The sequence below is a fragment of the Actinokineospora guangxiensis genome, assembly GCF_042657845.1.
Taxonomy (GTDB): Bacteria; Actinomycetota; Actinomycetes; order Mycobacteriales; family Pseudonocardiaceae; genus Actinokineospora; species Actinokineospora guangxiensis.
Genome location: NZ_JBHSKF010000005.1, coordinates 195,855 through 212,480, shown reverse-complemented (window position 1 = coordinate 212,480; position 16,626 = coordinate 195,855). Strand labels below are relative to the sequence as shown.

Genomic DNA, 16,626 nt, shown 5'->3' with positions numbered 1-16,626 from the left:
CCTCGGTGCGATCAGCAAGCCCTTCCGTGCCACTGGCCAAGATCTACTCGACCGTGACGCTCTTGGCCAGGTTTCTCGGCTTGTCGATGTCGCGCCCCAGTGCCGCCGCCGTGTGATACGCCAGCAGCTGCAACGGAATGCCCAGCACCAGCGGGTCCAGCTCCGGCTCGCCGTCCGGAACCCGGATCACCACGTCAGCGGCGGAGGCGGGCAGGTCGACCGCCGTGACCGCGATGACCGGGCCGCCGCGGGCCTTGACCTGTTCCATGGTGATGAGGTTCTTCGCCACGAGGTCGTCGTTGGGGACGATGACGACGCTGGGCATGTCGGCGTCGATCAGGGCGATGGGGCCGTGCTTCAGCTCCGCGGACTGGTAGGCCTCGGCGTGGACGTAGGAGACCTCCTTGAGCTTCTGGGCGCCCTCGCGGGCCACCGGCCAGCCGGAGACGCGGCCGAGGAAGAACATGTGCTGGGACTTGGCGTAGCGCTGGGCGACCTCGGCGACCTGCGCGTCCAGTTCCAGCGCGGCCTCGATGCGGTCGGGCAGGGCCTGCAGGCCGCCGACGATGCGGGTGCCCGCGGCGGAGGAGAGGTCGCGGACCCGGCCCAGCAGCAGGGCCAGCATGGCGAACGACACGCCCATCGTGGTGACGGCCTTGGTGGAGGCGACGGAGATCTCCGGGCCCGCGTGCAGGAAGACGCCGCTGCCGCACTCGCGGGCGATCGCGCTGCCGACGACGTTGACCGCGCCCATCACGCGTCCGCCCTTGCGGCGCAGCTCCTGCACCGCGGCCAGGGTGTCCAGGGTCTCGCCGGACTGGCTGACCGCCACGTACAGCGCGTCCGGGTCCACGACGGGGTTGCGGTAGCGGAACTCCGACGCCGGTTCGGCGTCGGCGGGGATGCGGGCCAGGGACTCGACCATCCCGGCGCCGATCTGGCCGGCGTAGTAGGCCGAGCCGCAGCCGAGGAACTTCACCCTGCGGACCGCGCGCAGCGCCATCGGGTCCAGGTCCAGGCCGCCGAGGTGGGCGGTGGCGAAGCGGGCGTCGAGGCGTCCGCGCAGGGCGCGGCGGACGGCCTCGGGCTGCTCGGCCATCTCCTTGCGCATGAAGTCGGGGTGGCCGTCGAGGCCGTAGGAGCCGGACTCCAGGTCCACGGTGGTGGGCGTGCGGGTGGTGCTGCGCGCGTCGAGGGTGCTGGTGCGGTACTCCCCCGCCTTGACGGTGGCGACCTCGCCGTCGTCGAGGAAGACCACGCTCTGCGTGTGGTGCACGATCGCGGCCACGTCGGAGGCGACGAACATCTCCCCGTCGCCGACGCCCAGCACGATCGGGCTGCCGTTGCGCGCGACGACCAGCTCACCGGCCCGGGCGCGGTCCATGACGACCAGCCCGTAGGTGCCCTCGACCTGGGCAAGCGCCGCCCGGACGGCGTCCTCCAGCGGGCCGTCGACCGCGGCGATCAGGTGCGCCAGCACCTCGGTGTCGGTGTCGGAGGCGAACTCGACGCCCTCGCCGCTCAGCCGCGCCCGCAGCTGCTCGGCGTTCTCGATGATCCCGTTGTGCACCACCGCGATCCGCCCCGAGGCGTCCAGGTGCGGGTGGGCGTTGCGGTCGGTCGGCTCGCCGTGGGTGGCCCAGCGGGTGTGCCCGATGCCGGTGGTCGCCGTGCCCGGGGACTCCACCCGGTCGCGCAGGTCGCGCACCCGCCCGGCGACCTTCGTCACCGCGATGCGCCCGCGCTTCTGCACCGCGACCCCGGCCGAGTCATACCCCCGGTACTCCAGCCGGTGCAGACCCTCCACCAGCACCGGAGCCACCGGCCGCGACCCCACGTACCCCACGATCCCGCACACAGCGGACTCCTCACCCGTAGACGATCCTGCGCAGCTGCCGCTCCGACAGCGCGTCCGCCGCGAACCGGCGCGCCCCCAGCTCCTCGGCGAGCAGCACCCAGATCTCGGCGTTGCGGTGCTGCTTGCCCCGCAACTCGGCGTGCCGACGGCGCACGTACTCCTCGACGGTCTCGTGGTGGTACGCCAGCACATCGGCGACGACCCGGGCCGCGATGGACGGCGGGAGGCCGGTGCTCAGGGCCACGTGCCTCACTAGCGGGTCGGTCACGGGACGACACTGCCACCGGGCAGGCCGATTCATCAACTTTCGTGCCCGAAATCGGGCAGGAACCTCAGTCCAACGACATCCGCAGCGTCCGGAACTCCGCTGCCAGCTCCGGCAGCTGGTAGTGCGCGTTGAGCCCGCTGGGGTTGGGCAGCACCCACACCGAGGCCTCGCCGATGCCCTCCTCGCGTGCGCCGACTCGGGCGTCGGGGATGCCGAAGGCCACACGGTAGGCGGTCACGCCGACGACGGCGACCACGCGCGGGCGGTGCTCGCCGACGAGGGCGCGCAGGCGCTCCCCGCCCGTCACCAGCTCGGCGGCGGACAGCTCGTCGGCGCGGGCCGTGGCTCTGGCCACGAGATTGGTCACGCCGAGGCCGTGCGCGGGCAGCTCGGACTGCTCGGCGGGGGTCATCCTGCGCGGGGTGAAGCCCGACAGGTGCAGGGCGGGCCAGAACCGGTTGCCGGGGCGGGCGAAGTGGTGGCCGGTGGCCGCCGAGTACAGGCTGGGGTTGATGCCGCAGAACAGCACCGCGAGGCCGGTGGCGATGACGTCGGGGACGGTGCGGTCGCGGGCGGCGTCGAGGTCGGCGCGGGTGGGGTGGGGCACGCTCCCATGGCAGCAGAAGTCGATCACCCCCGCCACCCCCGCCTGCTACACGGTGAAGCCGAGGGCGCGCAGCTGGTCGCGGCCGTCGTCGGTGATCTTCTCCGGGCCCCACGGCGGCATCCACACCCAGTTGATGCGGAAGTCCGACACCAGGCCGCCGCCCGCGCCGCCGGTCAGGGCCGCGCGGGTCTGGTCCTCGATGACGTCGGTCAGCGGGCAGGCCGCCGAGGTGAGCGTCATGTCGATGGTGGCGGTGTTGTCGTCGTCCACGTGGACGCCGTACACGAGGCCGAGGTCCACGACGTTGATGCCCAGCTCGGGGTCGACCACGTCGCGCATGGCCTCCTCGACGTCGTCCAGGTTCGCCTTGTCCACGCGCGGGGCCAGCTCCGGCATGCCCGCGGCGCCGCGCTCGACGGTCTCGGCGGTCTCGTCACTCATGGGGTTTTTCCTCCGGTCTTGGCCAGCGCGTCCTTGAAAGCCATCCAACCGAGCAGCGCGCACTTGACGCGGGCCGGGTACTTGGCCACTCCCGCGAAGGCGATGCCGTCCTCCAGCACGTCCTCGTCCGGCTCGACCTGGCCGCGGCCCTGCATCAACTCGACGAACGCGTCCATCTTGGACAGCGCGTCGGCCACCGGCCTGCCGACGACCAGGTCGGTCAGCACCGAGGTCGACGCCTGGCTGATCGAGCAGCCCTGGCCGTCGTAGGAGACGTCGCCGACGGTCTCGCCGTCCAGCTTCACCCGCAGCGTGACCTCGTCCCCGCAGGTCGGGTTGACCTGGAAGGACTCGGCGTCGAACGGCTCGCGCAGGCCGCGACCGTGCGGGTTCTTGTAGTGGTCCAGGATGATCTCCTGGTACATCTGCTGCAGCTGCATCACGCCACCCCGAAGAACCGCTGGGCCGCCCGCACGCCGTCGAGCAGCGCGTCGACGTCGGAGAGGTCGTTGTAGAGGTAGAAGCTCGCGCGGATGCTGGCCGGCACGGCGAGCCTGCGGTGCAGCGGCCAGGCGCAGTGGTGCCCGACGCGCACGGCGATGCCGAGGTCGTCCAGCACCTGGCCCGCGTCGTGCGGGTGCACCCCGTCGACCACGAAGGACACCGCACCGCCGCGCTCGGCCACCTGCCCGGCGGCGTCCAGGCCCGGCCCCAGCACCCGCACGCCCGGGATCTCGGCGAGGCCGGCGAGGGCGGCCACGGTCAGCGCGTGCTCGTGCTCGGCGACGCGCTCCATGCCGATGGCGTTGAGGTAGTCCACCGCCGCGCCGAGACCGACGGCCTGCGAGGTCATCGGCACGCCAGCCTCGAAGCGCTGCGGCGGCGGCGCGAAGGTCGAGCGGGCCATCTCCACCATCTCGATCATCGACCCGCCGGTGAGGAACGGCGGCATCGCGCCGAGCAGCTCGCGCCGCCCGTAGAGCACGCCGATCCCGGAGGGGCCGAGCATCTTGTGGCCGGAGAACACCGCGAAGTCGACGCCGAGCGCGGTGAAGTCCACCGGTGCGTGCGGCACCGACTGGCAGGCGTCGAGCACGGTCAGCGCGCCCACCGCGCGGGCCCGCCCGACGATCTCGGCGACCGGGTTGACCGTGCCGAGCACGTTCGACTGGTGGGTGAACGCCACGACCCTGGTGCGCTCGGTGACCAGCGAGTCCAGTTCGGACAGGTCCAGCTTGCCGTCGTCGGTCACGCCGAACCAGCGCAGGGTGGCCCCGGTGCGCTGGGCCAGCTGCTGCCACGGGACCAGGTTGGCGTGGTGCTCCATCTCGGTGACCACGATCTCGTCACCGGGACCGAGCACGAACCGCTGCGACTCCGGACCCGCCGTCGCCGCGTTGCCCATCGCGTACGCCACGAGGTTGATGCCCTCGGTCGCGTTCTTGGTGAACACGACCTCGTCGGGCGAGACCCCGACGAAAGCGGCGATGCGGGCGCGCGCGGACTCGTAGGCGTCCGTCGCCTCCTCGGCGAGCTGGTGCGCGCCGCGGTGCACCGCGGCGTTGTGCTGCTCCAGGAACGTCCGCTCGGCGTCGAGCACCTGGCGCGGGCGCTGCGAGGTCGCCCCCGAGTCCAGGTAGACCAGGGGCTTGCCGTCGCGGACGGTGCGGCCCAGGATCGCGAAGTCGGCGCGCAGCGCGGCGACGTCCAGAGAAGCCGATAGTGCGGTCACCGGTCTCCCACCTCTTGTGAGTCGTGCCCCGGGGCGGCCGGCTGAGCGCCGCCCCGGCATCTGCAACCTCAGGAAGCGCTCGTGGCTTCCTGCTTGCCGGTGTACTTCACGTAACCCTCGGACTCCAGCTGGTCGGCCAGCTCCTTGCCGCCGGACTCCACGATCCGCCCGCCCGCGAAGACGTGCACGAAGTCGGGGGTGATGTGGCGCAGGATGCGGGTGTAGTGCGTGATCAGCAGCACGCCGGACTCGCCGGAGGCGCGGAAGCGGTTCACCCCGTCGGAGACCACGCGCAGCGCGTCGACGTCGAGGCCGGAGTCGGTCTCGTCCAGGATGGCGATCTTCGGGTTGAGCAGCGCCAGCTGCAGGATCTCGTGGCGCTTCTTCTCACCGCCGGAGAAGCCCTCGTTGACGCTGCGCTCGGCGAAGGACGGGTCGATGTCCAGCTCGCCCATCGCCGACTTGACCTCCTTGACCCAGGTCCGCAGCTTGGGGGCCTCGCCGCGCACGGCGGTGGCCGCGGTGCGCAGGAAGTTCGACATCGACACGCCCGGGACCTCGACCGGGTACTGCATGGCGAGGAAGAGGCCCGCGCGGGCGCGCTCGTCGACGCTCATCTCCAGCACGTCGTCGCCGTCGAGGGTGACGCTGCCGGAGGTGACCTCGTACTTGGGGTGCCCGGCGACGGCGTAGCTCAGGGTCGACTTGCCCGAGCCGTTGGGGCCCATGATCGCGTGCGTCTCCCCCGCCTTCACGGTGAGGTCGACGCCCTTGAGGATCTCCTTGGGACCTTCGTCGGTCGACACCGAGACGTGCAGGTCCTTGATCTCCAGCGTGGCCATTGCTCGCTCTGCTCCAGGCTCGTAGTTCGGGCTGAGGGGCGCCATGCCCCTAGGTGTTCAGCACAGTTGTGATGTCGACGTGCACTTCGCCGGACTCGACGGTCACGGCGTAGACGTCGATGGGATCGGTCGCGGGGAGCGCGGAGGGACGGCCGGTGCGCAGGTCGAAGCACGACCCGTGCAGCCAGCACTCGATGCCCTTGCGGGACACCTCGCCCTCCGACAGCTCCACCGCCGAGTGGGAGCACTCGTCCCGCAGGGCGTGCACCTCGTCGCCTTGGCGCACCAGCACCACGGCGACGTCGTCAACCTCGACGGCGAGGGGCTTGCCGTCGTCCAGGTCGCTCAGCGCACACACGCGGGTCATACGCCCACGGCCTCCAGCTCGGCCTCGATCGCGGCCTCAAGGCGCTCGCGCACCTCGGGGACACCGATCTTCATCAGCAGCTCGTGGAAGAAGCCCCGCACCACCAGCCTGCGGGCCTGGTCCTCGGGGATGCCGCGCGCCTGCAGGTAGAACAGCTGCTCGTCGTCGAAGCGCCCGGTCGCCGACGCGTGGCCCGCGCCCGCGATCTCGCCGGTCTCGATCTCCAGGTTCGGCACCGAGTCGGCGCGGGCGCCGTCGGTGAGGACCAGGTTGCGGTTGAGCTCGTAGGTCTGCGTGCCCTCGGCCGCCGCGCGGATCAGCACGTCGCCGATCCACACCGTGTGCGCTCCATCGCCTTGCAGAGCGCCCTTGTAGACGACGTTCGACGTGCAGTTCGGCACGGCGTGGTCCACGAAGGTGCGGTGCTCCAGGTGCTGGCCCGCGTCGGCGAAGTACAGCCCCGCCATGTCGACCTCGCCGCCGGGACCGGCGAACGCGGTCGTCGGCGAGATGCGGACCAGGTCGCCGCCCAGCGTCACCACGATGTGCTTGAGCAGCGAGTCGCGGCCCAGCTTGGCGTGGTGGGCGGAGACGTGCACCGCGTCGTCGGCCCAGTCCTGGATGGACACGACGGTCAGCTTGCTGCTGTCGGCCAGGACGAACTCGACGTTGTCGGCGTAGACGCCGGAGCCGCGGTGGTCGATGACGACGACGCCCTCGGCGAACAGCTCGGCCCGCACCTGGAGGTGCCCGTAGGCGACCACGCCCGCGCCGGGACCGGTGACGGTCACCGTGGTCGGCTTCGAGGTCGTGGTCTCCTTCGGCACCGTGACGACGGTGGCCGTGGCGAAGGACGAGTACGCCTGCGCGGCGATCCGGTCGGCGGGGGTGCCCGCCTCGCCGAGCCGGGGGTCGGAGCGCTCGGCGCTCTCCACCACGACCTCGGGCGCGGCGTCCACATCGACCTGCGCCGAGCCGCCCGCGGCCGCACCGGAGTGCAGGCCCGCGAGCCGCTTCGTCGGCGTGAAGCGCCAGATCTCCTCGCGGCCGGAGGGGACCTCGAACGCCTCGACGTCGTAGGAGGTGAACCAGTCGGCCCGCGACGACACGGGCGCGACCGGCTTGTTGACAGAGACGGCCATTTAGCCGACCGCTCCTTCCATCTGCAGCTCGATCAGTCGGTTCAGTTCCAGCGCGTACTCCATGGGCAGCTCGCGCGCGATGGGCTCGACGAACCCGCGCACGACCATCGCCATGGCCTCGTCCTCGGTCAGGCCGCGCGACATCAGGTAGAACAGCTGGTCGTCGCTGACCTTGGAGACGGTGGCCTCGTGGCCCATCTGCACGTCGTCCTCGCGGATGTCGACGTACGGGTAGGTGTCCGAGCGGCTGATCTGGTCGACCAGGAGCGCGTCGCACTTCACCGTGGACTTGGAGTTGTGCGCGCGCTTGTTGACCTGCACGAGACCGCGGTAGGAGGTGCGGCCGCCACCGCGGGCCACCGACTTCGACACGATGGTCGAGCTGGTGTGCGGGGCCATGTGGACCATCTTCGCGCCCGCGTCCTGGTGCTGGCCCTCGCCCGCGAACGCGATCGAGAGGACCTCGCCCTTGGCGTGCTCGCCCATCAGGTACACGGCCGGGTACTTCATGGTGACCTTGGAGCCGATGTTGCCGTCGACCCACTCCATGGTCGCGCCCTCTTCGGCCTTGGCGCGCTTGGTGACCAGGTTGTAGACGTTGTTCGACCAGTTCTGGATGGTCGTGTAGCGGCAGCGGCCGCCCTTCTTGACGATGATCTCCACGACCGCGGAGTGCAGCGAGTCCGACGAGTAGATCGGCGCGGTGCAGCCCTCGACGTAGTGCACGTAGGCGCCCTCGTCGACGATGATCAGCGTGCGCTCGAACTGGCCCATGTTCTCGGTGTTGATCCGGAAGTAGGCCTGCAGCGGGATCTCCACGTGCACGCCCTTCGGCACGTAGATGAACGAGCCGCCGGACCACACGGCGCCGTTGAGCGCGGAGAACTTGTTGTCGCCGTGCGGGATGACCGAGCCGTAGTACTCCTCGAACAGCTCCGGGTGCTCGCGCAGCGCGGTGTCGGTGTCCAGGAAGATGACGCCCTGGCGCTCCAGCTCCTCGTTGATCTTGTGGTAGACCACTTCGGACTCGTACTGGGCGGCGACGCCGGCGACCAGGCGGGCCTTCTCGGCCTCCGGGATGCCGAGCCGGTCATAGGTGTTCTTGATCTCCTCGGGCAGGTCCTCCCAGGACTGGGCCTGCTTCTCCGTGGAGCGCACGAAGTACTTGATGTTGTCGAAGTCGATGCCCGAGAGGTCCGCGCCCCAGGACGGCATCGGCTTGCGGTCGAAGAGTTGCAGCCCCTTCAGACGGGACTCCAGCATCCACTCCGGCTCGTCCTTCTTCGCGGAGATGTCCCGCACGACGGCCTCGGAGAGGCCCCGCTGCGCACTCGCGCCCGCCTTGTCGGCGTCGGCCCAGCCGTACTCGTAGCGCCCGAGCGTGGCAAGGGTCTCTTCCTGAGAAAGCGGCGTGGTGGTGCGCTGCTCGGCAGCGGCAGTCATTCGGACTTCCCTCCATCCGGAACCGGTGGTGCGGTGGCTCCCTTGGTGCTCGCCAGGGGAATGTGGGTGGTGCAGGCGGCGTCACCGCGTGCGATGGTCGCCAGGCGCTGCACGTGGGTGCCGAGCAGCGACGCGAACGCCGCTGTCTCCACCTCGCACAGCTCGGGGAACTCGGCGGCGACGTGCGCCACCGGGCAGTGGTGCTGGCACAGCTGCTCCCCCGCGCCGACCGAGCGGGTCGACGCAGCGTATCCCTCCCGGGTCAGCGCCAGTGCCAGGGCCTCCGCCCGCGCCCCGGGGTCGGCCTCGCCGACCACCTCATCGCGGTGGCGGTCCACCAGGGTGGCCACCCGGCGCTCCGCGAACGCCCGCACCGCCTGCTCTCCCCCGCTCTCGGCGAGGAAGCGCAGCGCGGCGATGGCGAGGTCGTCGTAGGCGTGCCCGAAGCGGGATCGGCCCGCTTCGGTGAGCAGGAAGAGCTTGGCCGGCCGTCCGCGGCCCCGGTCGCCGCGCCGGGGGGCGTCACGCGTGCCCGCCTCGCCGTCGGCGACCAAAGCGTCCAGGTGCCTGCGGACGGCGGCCGGGCTCAGGCCCAGCGCCTCGGCGATCGCGGCCGCCGTGATCGGCCCCTGCTCCAGCAGCAGGCGGGCGACGCTGGTGCGCGTGCGCCCGTCGGCGTGCTGGCCCGGGACCCCGTCTGGGGTCCGCGGAGCGGGGGCCGTCTTTTTCACAACACAAGTGTGTCTTATTTCCCTGGCCGGGGCAAACCAGGTGACGGGTGTCACCGCACGGTGCGAGAACAGCCCTTCCAAACTGCCCCGATACGCTCTCGCCGTGGTGGCGGGAGACACGGACCGGCGCGGAGCCGCGGCGAGCGACGAGGCCCCGGGCACGGCGCTGAACGCCGCCGAGCGCAGGCAGCTCGACGTCATCCGCCGCTTCGGCACCGTCGGTGCGCTGCTGCTGCTCCTCGGCTCGCTGGGCGCGGGCGCGGCCCCGGTCTTCAACCCGGTGCTCCGGCTGCCCGTGCTGAGCCTGTTCAGCCGGATGACGACGGTCTCCATCGCGGTGGGCTTCACCGGCGTGTTCATGCTCGTGCTGGCCTGGCTGGCGCTCGGCAGGATGACCAGGTCCGCGCGCGTGCGGGTGCTGTCGCTGCCGCAGATGGCGCGCACGCTGGTCATGTGGATCACGCCGCTGGTGTTCACCGTCCCCAGCTTCAGCCGCGACGTGTACAGCTACCTGGCGCAGAGCGAGATCGCCGCGCTGGGCATGGACCCCTACACCCAGGGCCCCGCCCAGGCGCTGGGCGTCGAGCACCCGCTGACCCAGGGCGTGCCGACGGTGTGGCGGGAGACGCCGTCGCCGTACGGTCCGCTGTTCCTGTCCCTCGGCCGCATCGTCAACTGGCTGACCGGCGGGCACGTGGTGTGGGGCGTGGCCATGCACCGGCTGCTCGCGCTGGTCGGCCTCGCCATGATCATCTGGGCGCTGCCCCGGCTGGCCCGGCGTTTCGGGGTGAACCAGGTCGGTGCGCTGTGGCTGGGCGCGGCCAACCCGCTGGTGCTGTTCCACCTGGTCGTGGGCGTGCACAACGAGTCGCTGGCCATCGGCCTGATGCTCGTCGGCTTCGAGCTGGCGCTGCGCAGGATGCCGTGGGTCGGCCCGGACGGCCCGTTCCCGCCGTGGCAGCCCGGCGAGCTGCTCGGCTACGCCGTCGGCGCGGCGGTGATCACCCTCGGCGCGGCGGTGAAGATCCCGGCCGCGCTGGCACTGGGCTTCCTCGGGGTGATGATCGCCCGGCGGCTCGGCGGTCGCTGGAAACACCTGTTCGCCGTGGCGGGCGCGCTGATGGTGGTGTTCGGGGTCGTGCTGACGGCGGCCTCGCTGGGCAGCGGGCTCGGCTACGGCTGGGTGGCCACGCTGAACACCGCCTCGACCATCAAGAGCTGGCTGGCCCCCATGACGGCGCTCGGCTTCGCCGCGGGCGGGCTGGGCATGCTGCTGGGCCTGGGCAACCACATCGACGCCGCGGTCACCGTCAGCCGCATGGTCGGCACCCTCATCGGCCCGCTGATCGCGGCCAAGCTCCTGCTGGACAGCTTCCGCTGGAAGCTGCGCCCGCTGACCGGCCTGGGCGTCGCGCTCGGCGCGGTGCTCGTCTTCGGCGCGACCGTGCAGCCCTGGTACCTGCTGTGGGCGGCCATCCCGCTGGCGGCAGCGGCGGGCGACACCAAGTTCCGGGTCGCGGCCACCGGTGTCAGCGTCGTGCTCGCCGTCGTGCTGAACACCACGGGCGCGCCGTTCGACGGGCGCACCTTCCAGCTCCCCTACGCCTACATCGCCGCGACCATCACCACCGCGATCGCCGTACTCATCGCCCGCAAGCACCTGCTCGGCACCGCGTCCCCCTGGCCGCGGCGCCGCACGGCCGCGGGCACCGGCGCATGACGGCCACCCGTGGCGGGAACCCTCGGCCGGGACTGGCGGCCACGGCCGAGCGACTAGGCTCTGCCCCTGTGAGCGAGTCCGCCGTCGAGGTCTGCGACGTGGTCAAGCGCTACGGGCGGACCACCGCGGTGGCGGGGGTCGACCTGGTGCTGCCGCGCGGCTCCGTGCTGGCCCTGCTCGGGCCGAACGGCGCGGGCAAGACCACCACCGTCGAGATGTGCGCGGGCTTCCGCGAGCCGGACTCCGGTTCGGTGCGCGTGCTCGGCCTCGACCCGGCCGACCCGGCCCTGCGCCCGCGCGTCGGCGTGATGCCGCAGGGCGGCGGCGCCTACCCGGGCGTGCGCGCCGCGGAGATGCTCGGTCTGGTCGCCGCCTGCGCGAAGAACCCGCTGGACCCGGCCTGGCTGCTCGACGTCCTCGGCCTCACCGGCACGGCCAAGACCCCGTTCAAGCGGCTCTCCGGCGGTCAGCAGCAGCGGCTGTCGCTGGCCTGCGCGCTGGTCGGCAGGCCGGAACTGGTGTTCCTCGACGAGCCGACCGCCGGTCTGGACCCGCAGGCGCGGCGCCTGGTGTGGGAACTCGTCGCCGCGCTGCGCGCCGACGGGGTCAGCGTGCTGCTGACCACCCACCTCATGGACGAGGCCGAGGCGCTGGCCGACCACGTCGTGATCATCGACACCGGCCGCGTCGTCGCCGAGGGCTCGCCCGCCGCGCTGACCACCGACGGCCAGCTCCTGCGCTTCCGCACCCGCCCCGGGCTCGACCTGAGCCTGCTGAGCGCCGTGCTGCCGGAGGCGTGCGCGGTCACCGAGGCCAGCCCCGGCGCCTACCTCGTCAGCGGCGAGGTCGACCCGCAGGTGGTCTCGGCGGTCACCTCGTGGTGCGCCCAGCAGGGGGTGCTCGCCGAGGAGTTGAGCGTCGGCAGGCGCAGCCTGGAGGACGTCTTCATCGAACTGACCGGACGGGAGCTGCGCTCGTGACCTTCCCGGCGGGCACGTTCACCCCGGCGCCCGGCGCGGCGAGCCCGGCGCGCATGCTGCTCGCCCACGCGCGCACCGAGGCGCGGCTGACCCTGCGCAACGGCGAGCAGGTCCTGCTGACCCTGCTCATCCCCGTGGCGCTGCTGCTCGGCCTGACCCTGGTCTCGGTGATCGATCTGCCCGACCCCAGGGTCGAGGCGGTCACCCCGCGCGTGCTGGCGCTGGCGGTGCTGTCCTCGGCGTTCACCGGCCAGGCGATCGCGCTGGGCTTCGACCGCCGCTACGGGGTGCTCAAGCGCCTGGCCGCGACCGCGCTGCCGCGGTGGCTGCTGGTGCTGGGCCGCGTCGCGGCCGGCCTCGTGGTGGTCGCCGTGCAGGCCGTGGTCATCTCCGCGGTGGCCCTGCTGCTGGGCTGGTCGCCCGGCGGTCTGCTGTGGATCGTCCTGCTGCTGGTGCTGGGCACGCTCGCCTTCGGCGCGCTCGGCGTGCTGCTCGGCGGGGCGCTCAAGGCCGAGATCGTGCTGGCGCTGGCGAACGTGGTGTGGTTCGTGCTGCTGATGGCGGGCGGGATCGTCGTGGTGACCGCGGACCTGCCCTCGGCGATGGCCTCGGTGGTCGAACTGCTGCCCACCGCCGCGCTGACCAACGGGCTCGCGACCGCCGCGGCGGGCGCTGTCCCGCCGCTGTCGGTGTGGCTGACGCTGATCGCGTGGGGCGCGGCGGGTGCGGCGCTGGCCACGCGCACGACGAAGCTGACCTAGGCGAAGTTCCACACAGGACTGTTCAGCTGTCCGCCCGGCCCGCCCCGCGCTCGATGTCGCGCACCCGGATCGCCATCTCCAGCAGCGCGGCGCGGCCCGCCTCCGACAGCTCCCCGGCCCGCATCGCGATCGCGCGCACCTGCGCGTCCCGCCAGGCGGCGACGAGGTCGAGCTGCTCGTCCACCCGGGCGGACTCGGCGTCGTCGCAGAAGTAGGCGACCGGCACGCCGAAGAACTTCGCCAGCGCGGCCAGGTGCCGGAAGCTCGGGTTGTCCCGGGTGCCGCGCCGCCACGCCGACACGGCGCTGTGGGTGAGGTCGCCGCCGTCCGCGCGGACGGCCGCGGCGATCTCCTCGTTGGTGTACGGCCCGCGCCCGGCGGGGTGGACCGTGTCCACGAGTCGGTTCAGCTTCGCGGCCAGGCCGCCGCTCCCCAGTTCCATGACACCTCTCGACGGCTGTCGAACTCGCCCACCGACGATTGCACCAGTGTTGAATCCCCTGCGCAACCAGTATAGGTTTGCTGGCGAGGGGTGGGGCTACCACCGGACGGCTCTTGGGGGGAGTGAGCCGTCCGGTGGTAGCTGGAGGAAGGCGATGGGGGAGGCCGCCTTCCGCGACTTAGTGTAGTGCGCCGTGATCGCTGCGTGGGGACAAATCGCGAACATGGCCACACTTTTGCCGCAGCGCACACAATGAGACCGCCGACACCCTAAGCCCCCCGCACGGTTCGAGCCCGTCGGGGCCCGGCCTACGATGCGGCCGTGACCTCGTTGAAAGCGCGCCTAGAGACCGTCCGCCCGCTGACGCGGCGCGCTCAGCTGAGCATCGCGTGGGCTGTGGTGGCCACCCAGTCGCTCATCGCCTTCACCGGCTCGGTGGTCAGGGTCACCGGCTCCGGTCTGGCGTGCACGACGTGGCCGGAGTGCCACCCGGGCAGCATGGTCCCGACCGAGCACCCCGAGTACGCCGCGCTGAACCAGTGGATCGAGTACGGCAACCGGCTGTTCACCGGCGTGGTCGGCCTGATCGCCCTGGCCGCGTTCTTCGCCGCCTTCGTGGAACGCCCGCGCCGCGACCGCTACTTCACGCTGGCCATGGCCATGCCGATCGGCGTCGCGGTGCAGGCGGTGCTCGGCGGGATGACGGTCCGCCTGGACCTGCTGTGGTGGACCGTCGCCGTGCACCTGCTGGTCTCGGCGCTCATGGTGTGGCTCGCCGTGCTGCTGGTCTACTCCGTCGACGAGCAGGACGGCCCGCCGCTCCCGGTCGGCCCGCCCGCACTGGGCAGGGTGCTGGCCGCCATGACGGCGGTGCTGGTCGGCCTGCTGGTCGCCGGGACCATGGTCACCGGCGCGGGCCCGCACGCGGGCGATGCGAAGACACCGCGCCTGGACCTGCCCGTCGACGTCCTGGCCCACGTGCACGCCGCGTTCCTGTACGGCTTCCTCGCCCTGCTGGTCGCCGTCGGCGCATTCCTGGTGAAGGTGCGCTCGACGCGGCTGTGGAAGCACTACGCGGCGGTCGTGGTCGTCGTTCTGGCCCAAGGCGTGCTGGGCTTCACCCAGTTCTTCCTCGGCGTGCCCGAGCTGCTCGTCGCGCTGCACGTCCTCGGGGCGATGGCGGTCATCACCGTCACCGCGGCCCTGTGGGCGGCGGCGCACCCGCGCCCGAGGGTCGAGCGGGGCTAGCCCCGGGTGCGGGCGGCCATCTTGGCCCGGTGCGCCGCGCCGATCTTGGCCGCCGCCACCGTCTCGCGGTCCCAGTCCTCGGAGATCTCCAGGCCCTCGACCTGGGCCACCAGGGCTTCGCCCACTCCGGGGTCGGCCACGATCACGTCGCCCATCGCGCCGTCCGCGCCGACCAGCACGACGCGCGCCCCGGCGCTGCCGATGTTCTCCACGACCGCGCGGGCGGGCTTGCCGTGCGCGGCGACGAACGCGGCCGCCGCCTTCACGGCCGCGGGCTGGACGGCCTTGCTCGGGTCCCCGGTCTGCGCTGCGTCGCTCATGCGGGGAGCCTAGAACCCGGCGGGCGGGAACACCCGGCGAGCGTGATCGGTTCCACTTGGCGAAGCGGACGAGCGATGGAGGACGTGTGCCCGAGGCAGTCGTGGTGAAGGAGACCGGCGGACCCGAGGTGCTGGAGGTGGTCGACGCCGAGCCGAAGACCCCCGGCCCCGGCGAGGTTCTGGTGGACGTCGCCGCGGCGGGCGTCAACTACATCGACACCTACCACCGCGCCGGCGCCTATCCCCTGCCGCTGCCGTTCGGCATCGGCTTGGAGGGGGCGGGCACCGTCAGCGCCGTGGGCGAGGGGGCGCGGGCCGCCGTCGGCGACCGGGTCGCCTGGTCGGGCACGCTCGGCAGCTACGCGGCACAGGCCGTCGTGCCGGTCGCCGACACGGTTCCCGTGCCCGACGGCGTGGAACTGGAGACGGCGGCGGCGCTGATGCTGCAAGGCCTCACCGCGCACTACCTGGTGACGTCGGTGCACTCGGTGCGCGAGGGCGACACCGTGCTGGTGCACGCGGCGGCGGGCGGCGTCGGCCTGCTGCTGACCCAGCTCGCGAAGGCCCGCGGGGCCCGGGTCATCGGCACGGTGTCGACCGCGGCGAAGGCCGAGCTGGCCGAGGCTGCGGGCGCGGCCCACGTGATCCGCTACGACGAGGTCGACTTCGCCGACGCCGTGCGCGAGCTGACCGACGGCGACGGCGTCCACGCCGTCTACGACGGCGTCGGCGCGACCACCTTCGACGCCAGCCTGTCGGTCGTCCGCAGGCGCGGCGTCCTGGCCCTCTTCGGCGCGGCCAGCGGCCCCGTCCCCCCGGTCGACCCCCAGCGCCTCAACCAGCAGGGCTCGATCTACCTGACCCGCCCCAAGCTCGGCGATTTCGTCGCCACCCCGGAGGAACTGCGCGCCCGCACCGACGACCTCTTCCAGGCGGTCCTCGCGGGCGCCCTCGACGTGCGCGTCGGCGCTCAGTACGCCCTCGCTGAGGTCAGGGCGGCCCACGAGGACCTGGAAGGACGGCGCACCACGGGCAAGCTGCTGCTCATCCCGTAGAAGCCGTCCACACGGGACGGATCAGGTGACGGATCAGGTGACGTCGACGGCGTCCACGACGAAGACAAGGGTCTCGTTCGGCGCGACGCCGTTGCCGCCCTGCCCGTAACCCTTGTCCGGCGGGACGACCAGCAGCCTGCGCATGCCCTTCTGCATGCCGACCAGGCCCTCGTTCCAGCCGTCGATCACGCGCGCCTGGCCGAGGTTGGCCACCGGGAACGGCTCGCCGCGGTCCCAGGAGTTGTCGAGGACCTGGCTGTTGGACCACGTCGTCAGGTGGTAGTGCGCCAGCACCGTGCCGCCCGCGGCGGCCTTGGCGCCGGTGCCGGGGGTCAGGTCCTTGATGACGAGTTCGGCGGGCGGCGAGCAGTTCTCCGGCAGGGTCACGGTCGGCTTGCTGTTCGCCTCGCCCTCGACCTTGATGTCGTCGACCTCGCACTCCACCGCGGGGGCCGCGTCCGAGCTGGTGGTGGTCGCGGGCGGGGCGGGCTGGGTGGGCGCACTGCCCGGGTCGGTGGGTTCCTGACCGCACGCGGCGAGACCGGCCAGCAGTAGCGTCGCGACGACGGGACGAAGTTTGCGCATGCGGCGGACTCTAGGCGGTGACGGTGTGAGGGACCGGTGAGGGTGCGGCGGGCTGAACCGATCTCAGGTCTCACCCGTTTCGCG

Annotated in this window: 19 protein-coding genes; 5 read left to right on the top strand and 14 right to left on the bottom strand. The window is 72.1% G+C overall.

The window, feature by feature from the left end; translation table 11 throughout:
* Positions 1-43: 43 nt before the first annotated feature.
* The 11 genes from glmS to ACFPM7_RS13365 all read right to left on the bottom strand — a co-directional run bounded on the left by glmS (position 44) and on the right by ACFPM7_RS13365 (position 9,431).
* Entirely contained in the window at positions 44-1,858 is a 1,815-nt protein-coding gene (gene glmS / locus ACFPM7_RS13415; RefSeq protein ID WP_378247613.1) for a glutamine--fructose-6-phosphate transaminase (isomerizing), read from the bottom strand.
* Positions 1,859-1,868: 10 nt separating this feature from the next.
* Positions 1,869-2,126, bottom strand: a complete 258-nt coding sequence (locus ACFPM7_RS13410; protein ID WP_378247611.1) for a hypothetical protein — start codon at positions 2,124-2,126, stop codon at positions 1,869-1,871.
* A 64-nt stretch (positions 2,127-2,190) separates the two neighbouring features.
* On the bottom strand, positions 2,191-2,733 hold the full coding sequence (gene mug / locus ACFPM7_RS13405; RefSeq protein WP_378247609.1) for a G/U mismatch-specific DNA glycosylase: 543 nt from the start codon (positions 2,731-2,733) through the stop codon (positions 2,191-2,193).
* A gap of 45 nt (positions 2,734-2,778) precedes the next feature.
* Complete coding sequence (locus ACFPM7_RS13400; protein WP_378247607.1) at positions 2,779-3,174, bottom strand: metal-sulfur cluster assembly factor; 396 nt, start codon at positions 3,172-3,174, stop codon at positions 2,779-2,781.
* A complete protein-coding gene (gene sufU / locus ACFPM7_RS13395) occupies positions 3,171-3,614 on the bottom strand; it encodes a Fe-S cluster assembly sulfur transfer protein SufU (RefSeq protein WP_378247605.1) in 444 nt (147 codons plus the stop codon). The genes ACFPM7_RS13400 and sufU overlap by 4 nt, the downstream gene beginning before the upstream one ends.
* A complete protein-coding gene (locus tag ACFPM7_RS13390) occupies positions 3,614-4,906 on the bottom strand; it encodes a cysteine desulfurase (RefSeq protein WP_378247603.1) in 1,293 nt (430 codons plus the stop codon). Before ACFPM7_RS13390 ends, sufU begins: the two co-directional genes overlap by 1 nt.
* A gap of 68 nt (positions 4,907-4,974) precedes the next feature.
* Entirely contained in the window at positions 4,975-5,748 is a 774-nt protein-coding gene (gene sufC, locus ACFPM7_RS13385; protein WP_378247601.1) for a Fe-S cluster assembly ATPase SufC, read from the bottom strand.
* Between the two features lie 49 nt (positions 5,749-5,797).
* Positions 5,798-6,115, bottom strand: a complete 318-nt coding sequence (locus tag ACFPM7_RS13380; protein WP_378247599.1) for a non-heme iron oxygenase ferredoxin subunit — start codon at positions 6,113-6,115, stop codon at positions 5,798-5,800.
* Positions 6,112-7,257 (bottom strand): Fe-S cluster assembly protein SufD, encoded by a 1,146-nt coding sequence (gene sufD / locus ACFPM7_RS13375; protein ID WP_378247597.1) that lies wholly within the window; start codon positions 7,255-7,257, stop codon positions 6,112-6,114. The genes ACFPM7_RS13380 and sufD overlap by 4 nt, the downstream gene beginning before the upstream one ends.
* Positions 7,258-8,700 carry a Fe-S cluster assembly protein SufB gene (gene sufB / locus ACFPM7_RS13370; protein WP_378247595.1) on the bottom strand — a complete coding sequence of 481 codons (1,443 nt, stop codon included), beginning with the start codon at positions 8,698-8,700 and terminating at the stop codon, positions 7,258-7,260. It abuts the gene before it with no gap.
* Entirely contained in the window at positions 8,697-9,431 is a 735-nt protein-coding gene (locus tag ACFPM7_RS13365; protein WP_378247593.1) for a helix-turn-helix transcriptional regulator, read from the bottom strand. The genes sufB and ACFPM7_RS13365 overlap by 4 nt, the downstream gene beginning before the upstream one ends.
* Positions 9,432-9,537: 106 nt before the next feature.
* Between ACFPM7_RS13365 and mptB the strand changes: the two genes are divergently transcribed.
* From mptB to ACFPM7_RS13350, 3 genes are all read left to right on the top strand, one after another.
* Entirely contained in the window at positions 9,538-11,151 is a 1,614-nt protein-coding gene (gene mptB / locus ACFPM7_RS13360; RefSeq protein ID WP_378248004.1) for a polyprenol phosphomannose-dependent alpha 1,6 mannosyltransferase MptB, read from the top strand.
* A 68-nt stretch (positions 11,152-11,219) separates the two neighbouring features.
* Positions 11,220-12,131: an ABC transporter ATP-binding protein gene (locus ACFPM7_RS13355; protein WP_378247591.1), complete on the top strand. Its 912-nt coding sequence runs from the start codon at positions 11,220-11,222 to the stop codon at positions 12,129-12,131.
* A 53-nt stretch (positions 12,132-12,184) separates the two neighbouring features.
* A complete protein-coding gene (locus ACFPM7_RS13350) occupies positions 12,185-12,892 on the top strand; it encodes an ABC transporter permease (RefSeq protein WP_378248002.1) in 708 nt (235 codons plus the stop codon).
* Between the two features lie 22 nt (positions 12,893-12,914).
* Here ACFPM7_RS13350 and ACFPM7_RS13345 read toward each other — a convergent pair whose 3' ends face one another.
* Positions 12,915-13,334 carry a helix-turn-helix domain-containing protein gene (locus ACFPM7_RS13345; RefSeq protein WP_378247589.1) on the bottom strand — a complete coding sequence of 140 codons (420 nt, stop codon included), beginning with the start codon at positions 13,332-13,334 and terminating at the stop codon, positions 12,915-12,917.
* Positions 13,335-13,655: 321 nt separating this feature from the next.
* On the opposite strand from ACFPM7_RS13345, the gene ACFPM7_RS13340 reads away from it, so the two are divergent.
* On the top strand, positions 13,656-14,582 hold the full coding sequence (locus tag ACFPM7_RS13340; protein WP_378247587.1) for a COX15/CtaA family protein: 927 nt from the start codon (positions 13,656-13,658) through the stop codon (positions 14,580-14,582).
* On the opposite strand, the gene ACFPM7_RS13335 is transcribed toward ACFPM7_RS13340, so the two are convergent.
* Entirely contained in the window at positions 14,579-14,902 is a 324-nt protein-coding gene (locus tag ACFPM7_RS13335; RefSeq protein ID WP_378247585.1) for a hypothetical protein, read from the bottom strand. The genes ACFPM7_RS13340 and ACFPM7_RS13335 overlap by 4 nt on opposite strands.
* A gap of 86 nt (positions 14,903-14,988) precedes the next feature.
* Here ACFPM7_RS13335 and ACFPM7_RS13330 point away from each other — a divergent pair, with 86 nt between their 5' ends.
* Positions 14,989-15,957 carry a quinone oxidoreductase family protein gene (locus ACFPM7_RS13330; RefSeq protein ID WP_378247583.1) on the top strand — a complete coding sequence of 323 codons (969 nt, stop codon included), beginning with the start codon at positions 14,989-14,991 and terminating at the stop codon, positions 15,955-15,957.
* 33 nt (positions 15,958-15,990) lie between these two features.
* On the opposite strand, the gene ACFPM7_RS13325 is transcribed toward ACFPM7_RS13330, so the two are convergent.
* Positions 15,991-16,542, bottom strand: coding sequence for an FKBP-type peptidyl-prolyl cis-trans isomerase (locus ACFPM7_RS13325; RefSeq protein ID WP_378247581.1), 552 nt, complete (start codon positions 16,540-16,542; stop codon positions 15,991-15,993).
* Between the last annotated feature and the right edge of the window lie 84 nt (positions 16,543-16,626).

What these genes read in the sequence shown, in the direction of transcription:
- ACFPM7_RS13345 (WP_378247589.1), bottom strand. Translation starts at nt 13,334, where the DNA reads ATGGAACTGGGGAGCGGCGGCCTGGCCGCGAAGCTGAACCGACTCGTG.
- ACFPM7_RS13380 (WP_378247599.1), bottom strand. Translation starts at nt 6,115, where the DNA reads ATGACCCGCGTGTGTGCGCTGAGCGACCTGGACGACGGCAAGCCCCTC.
- ACFPM7_RS13335 (WP_378247585.1), bottom strand. Translation starts at nt 14,902, where the DNA reads ATGAGCGACGCAGCGCAGACCGGGGACCCGAGCAAGGCCGTCCAGCCC.
- sufD (WP_378247597.1), bottom strand. Translation starts at nt 7,257, where the DNA reads ATGGCCGTCTCTGTCAACAAGCCGGTCGCGCCCGTGTCGTCGCGGGCC.
- sufB (WP_378247595.1), bottom strand. Translation starts at nt 8,700, where the DNA reads ATGACTGCCGCTGCCGAGCAGCGCACCACCACGCCGCTTTCTCAGGAA.
- ACFPM7_RS13325 (WP_378247581.1), bottom strand. Translation starts at nt 16,542, where the DNA reads ATGCGCAAACTTCGTCCCGTCGTCGCGACGCTACTGCTGGCCGGTCTC.
- ACFPM7_RS13350 (WP_378248002.1), top strand. Translation starts at nt 12,185, where the DNA reads ATGCTGCTCGCCCACGCGCGCACCGAGGCGCGGCTGACCCTGCGCAAC.
- sufC (WP_378247601.1), bottom strand. Translation starts at nt 5,748, where the DNA reads ATGGCCACGCTGGAGATCAAGGACCTGCACGTCTCGGTGTCGACCGAC.
- sufU (WP_378247605.1), bottom strand. Translation starts at nt 3,614, where the DNA reads ATGCAGCTGCAGCAGATGTACCAGGAGATCATCCTGGACCACTACAAG.
- ACFPM7_RS13400 (WP_378247607.1), bottom strand. Translation starts at nt 3,174, where the DNA reads ATGAGTGACGAGACCGCCGAGACCGTCGAGCGCGGCGCCGCGGGCATG.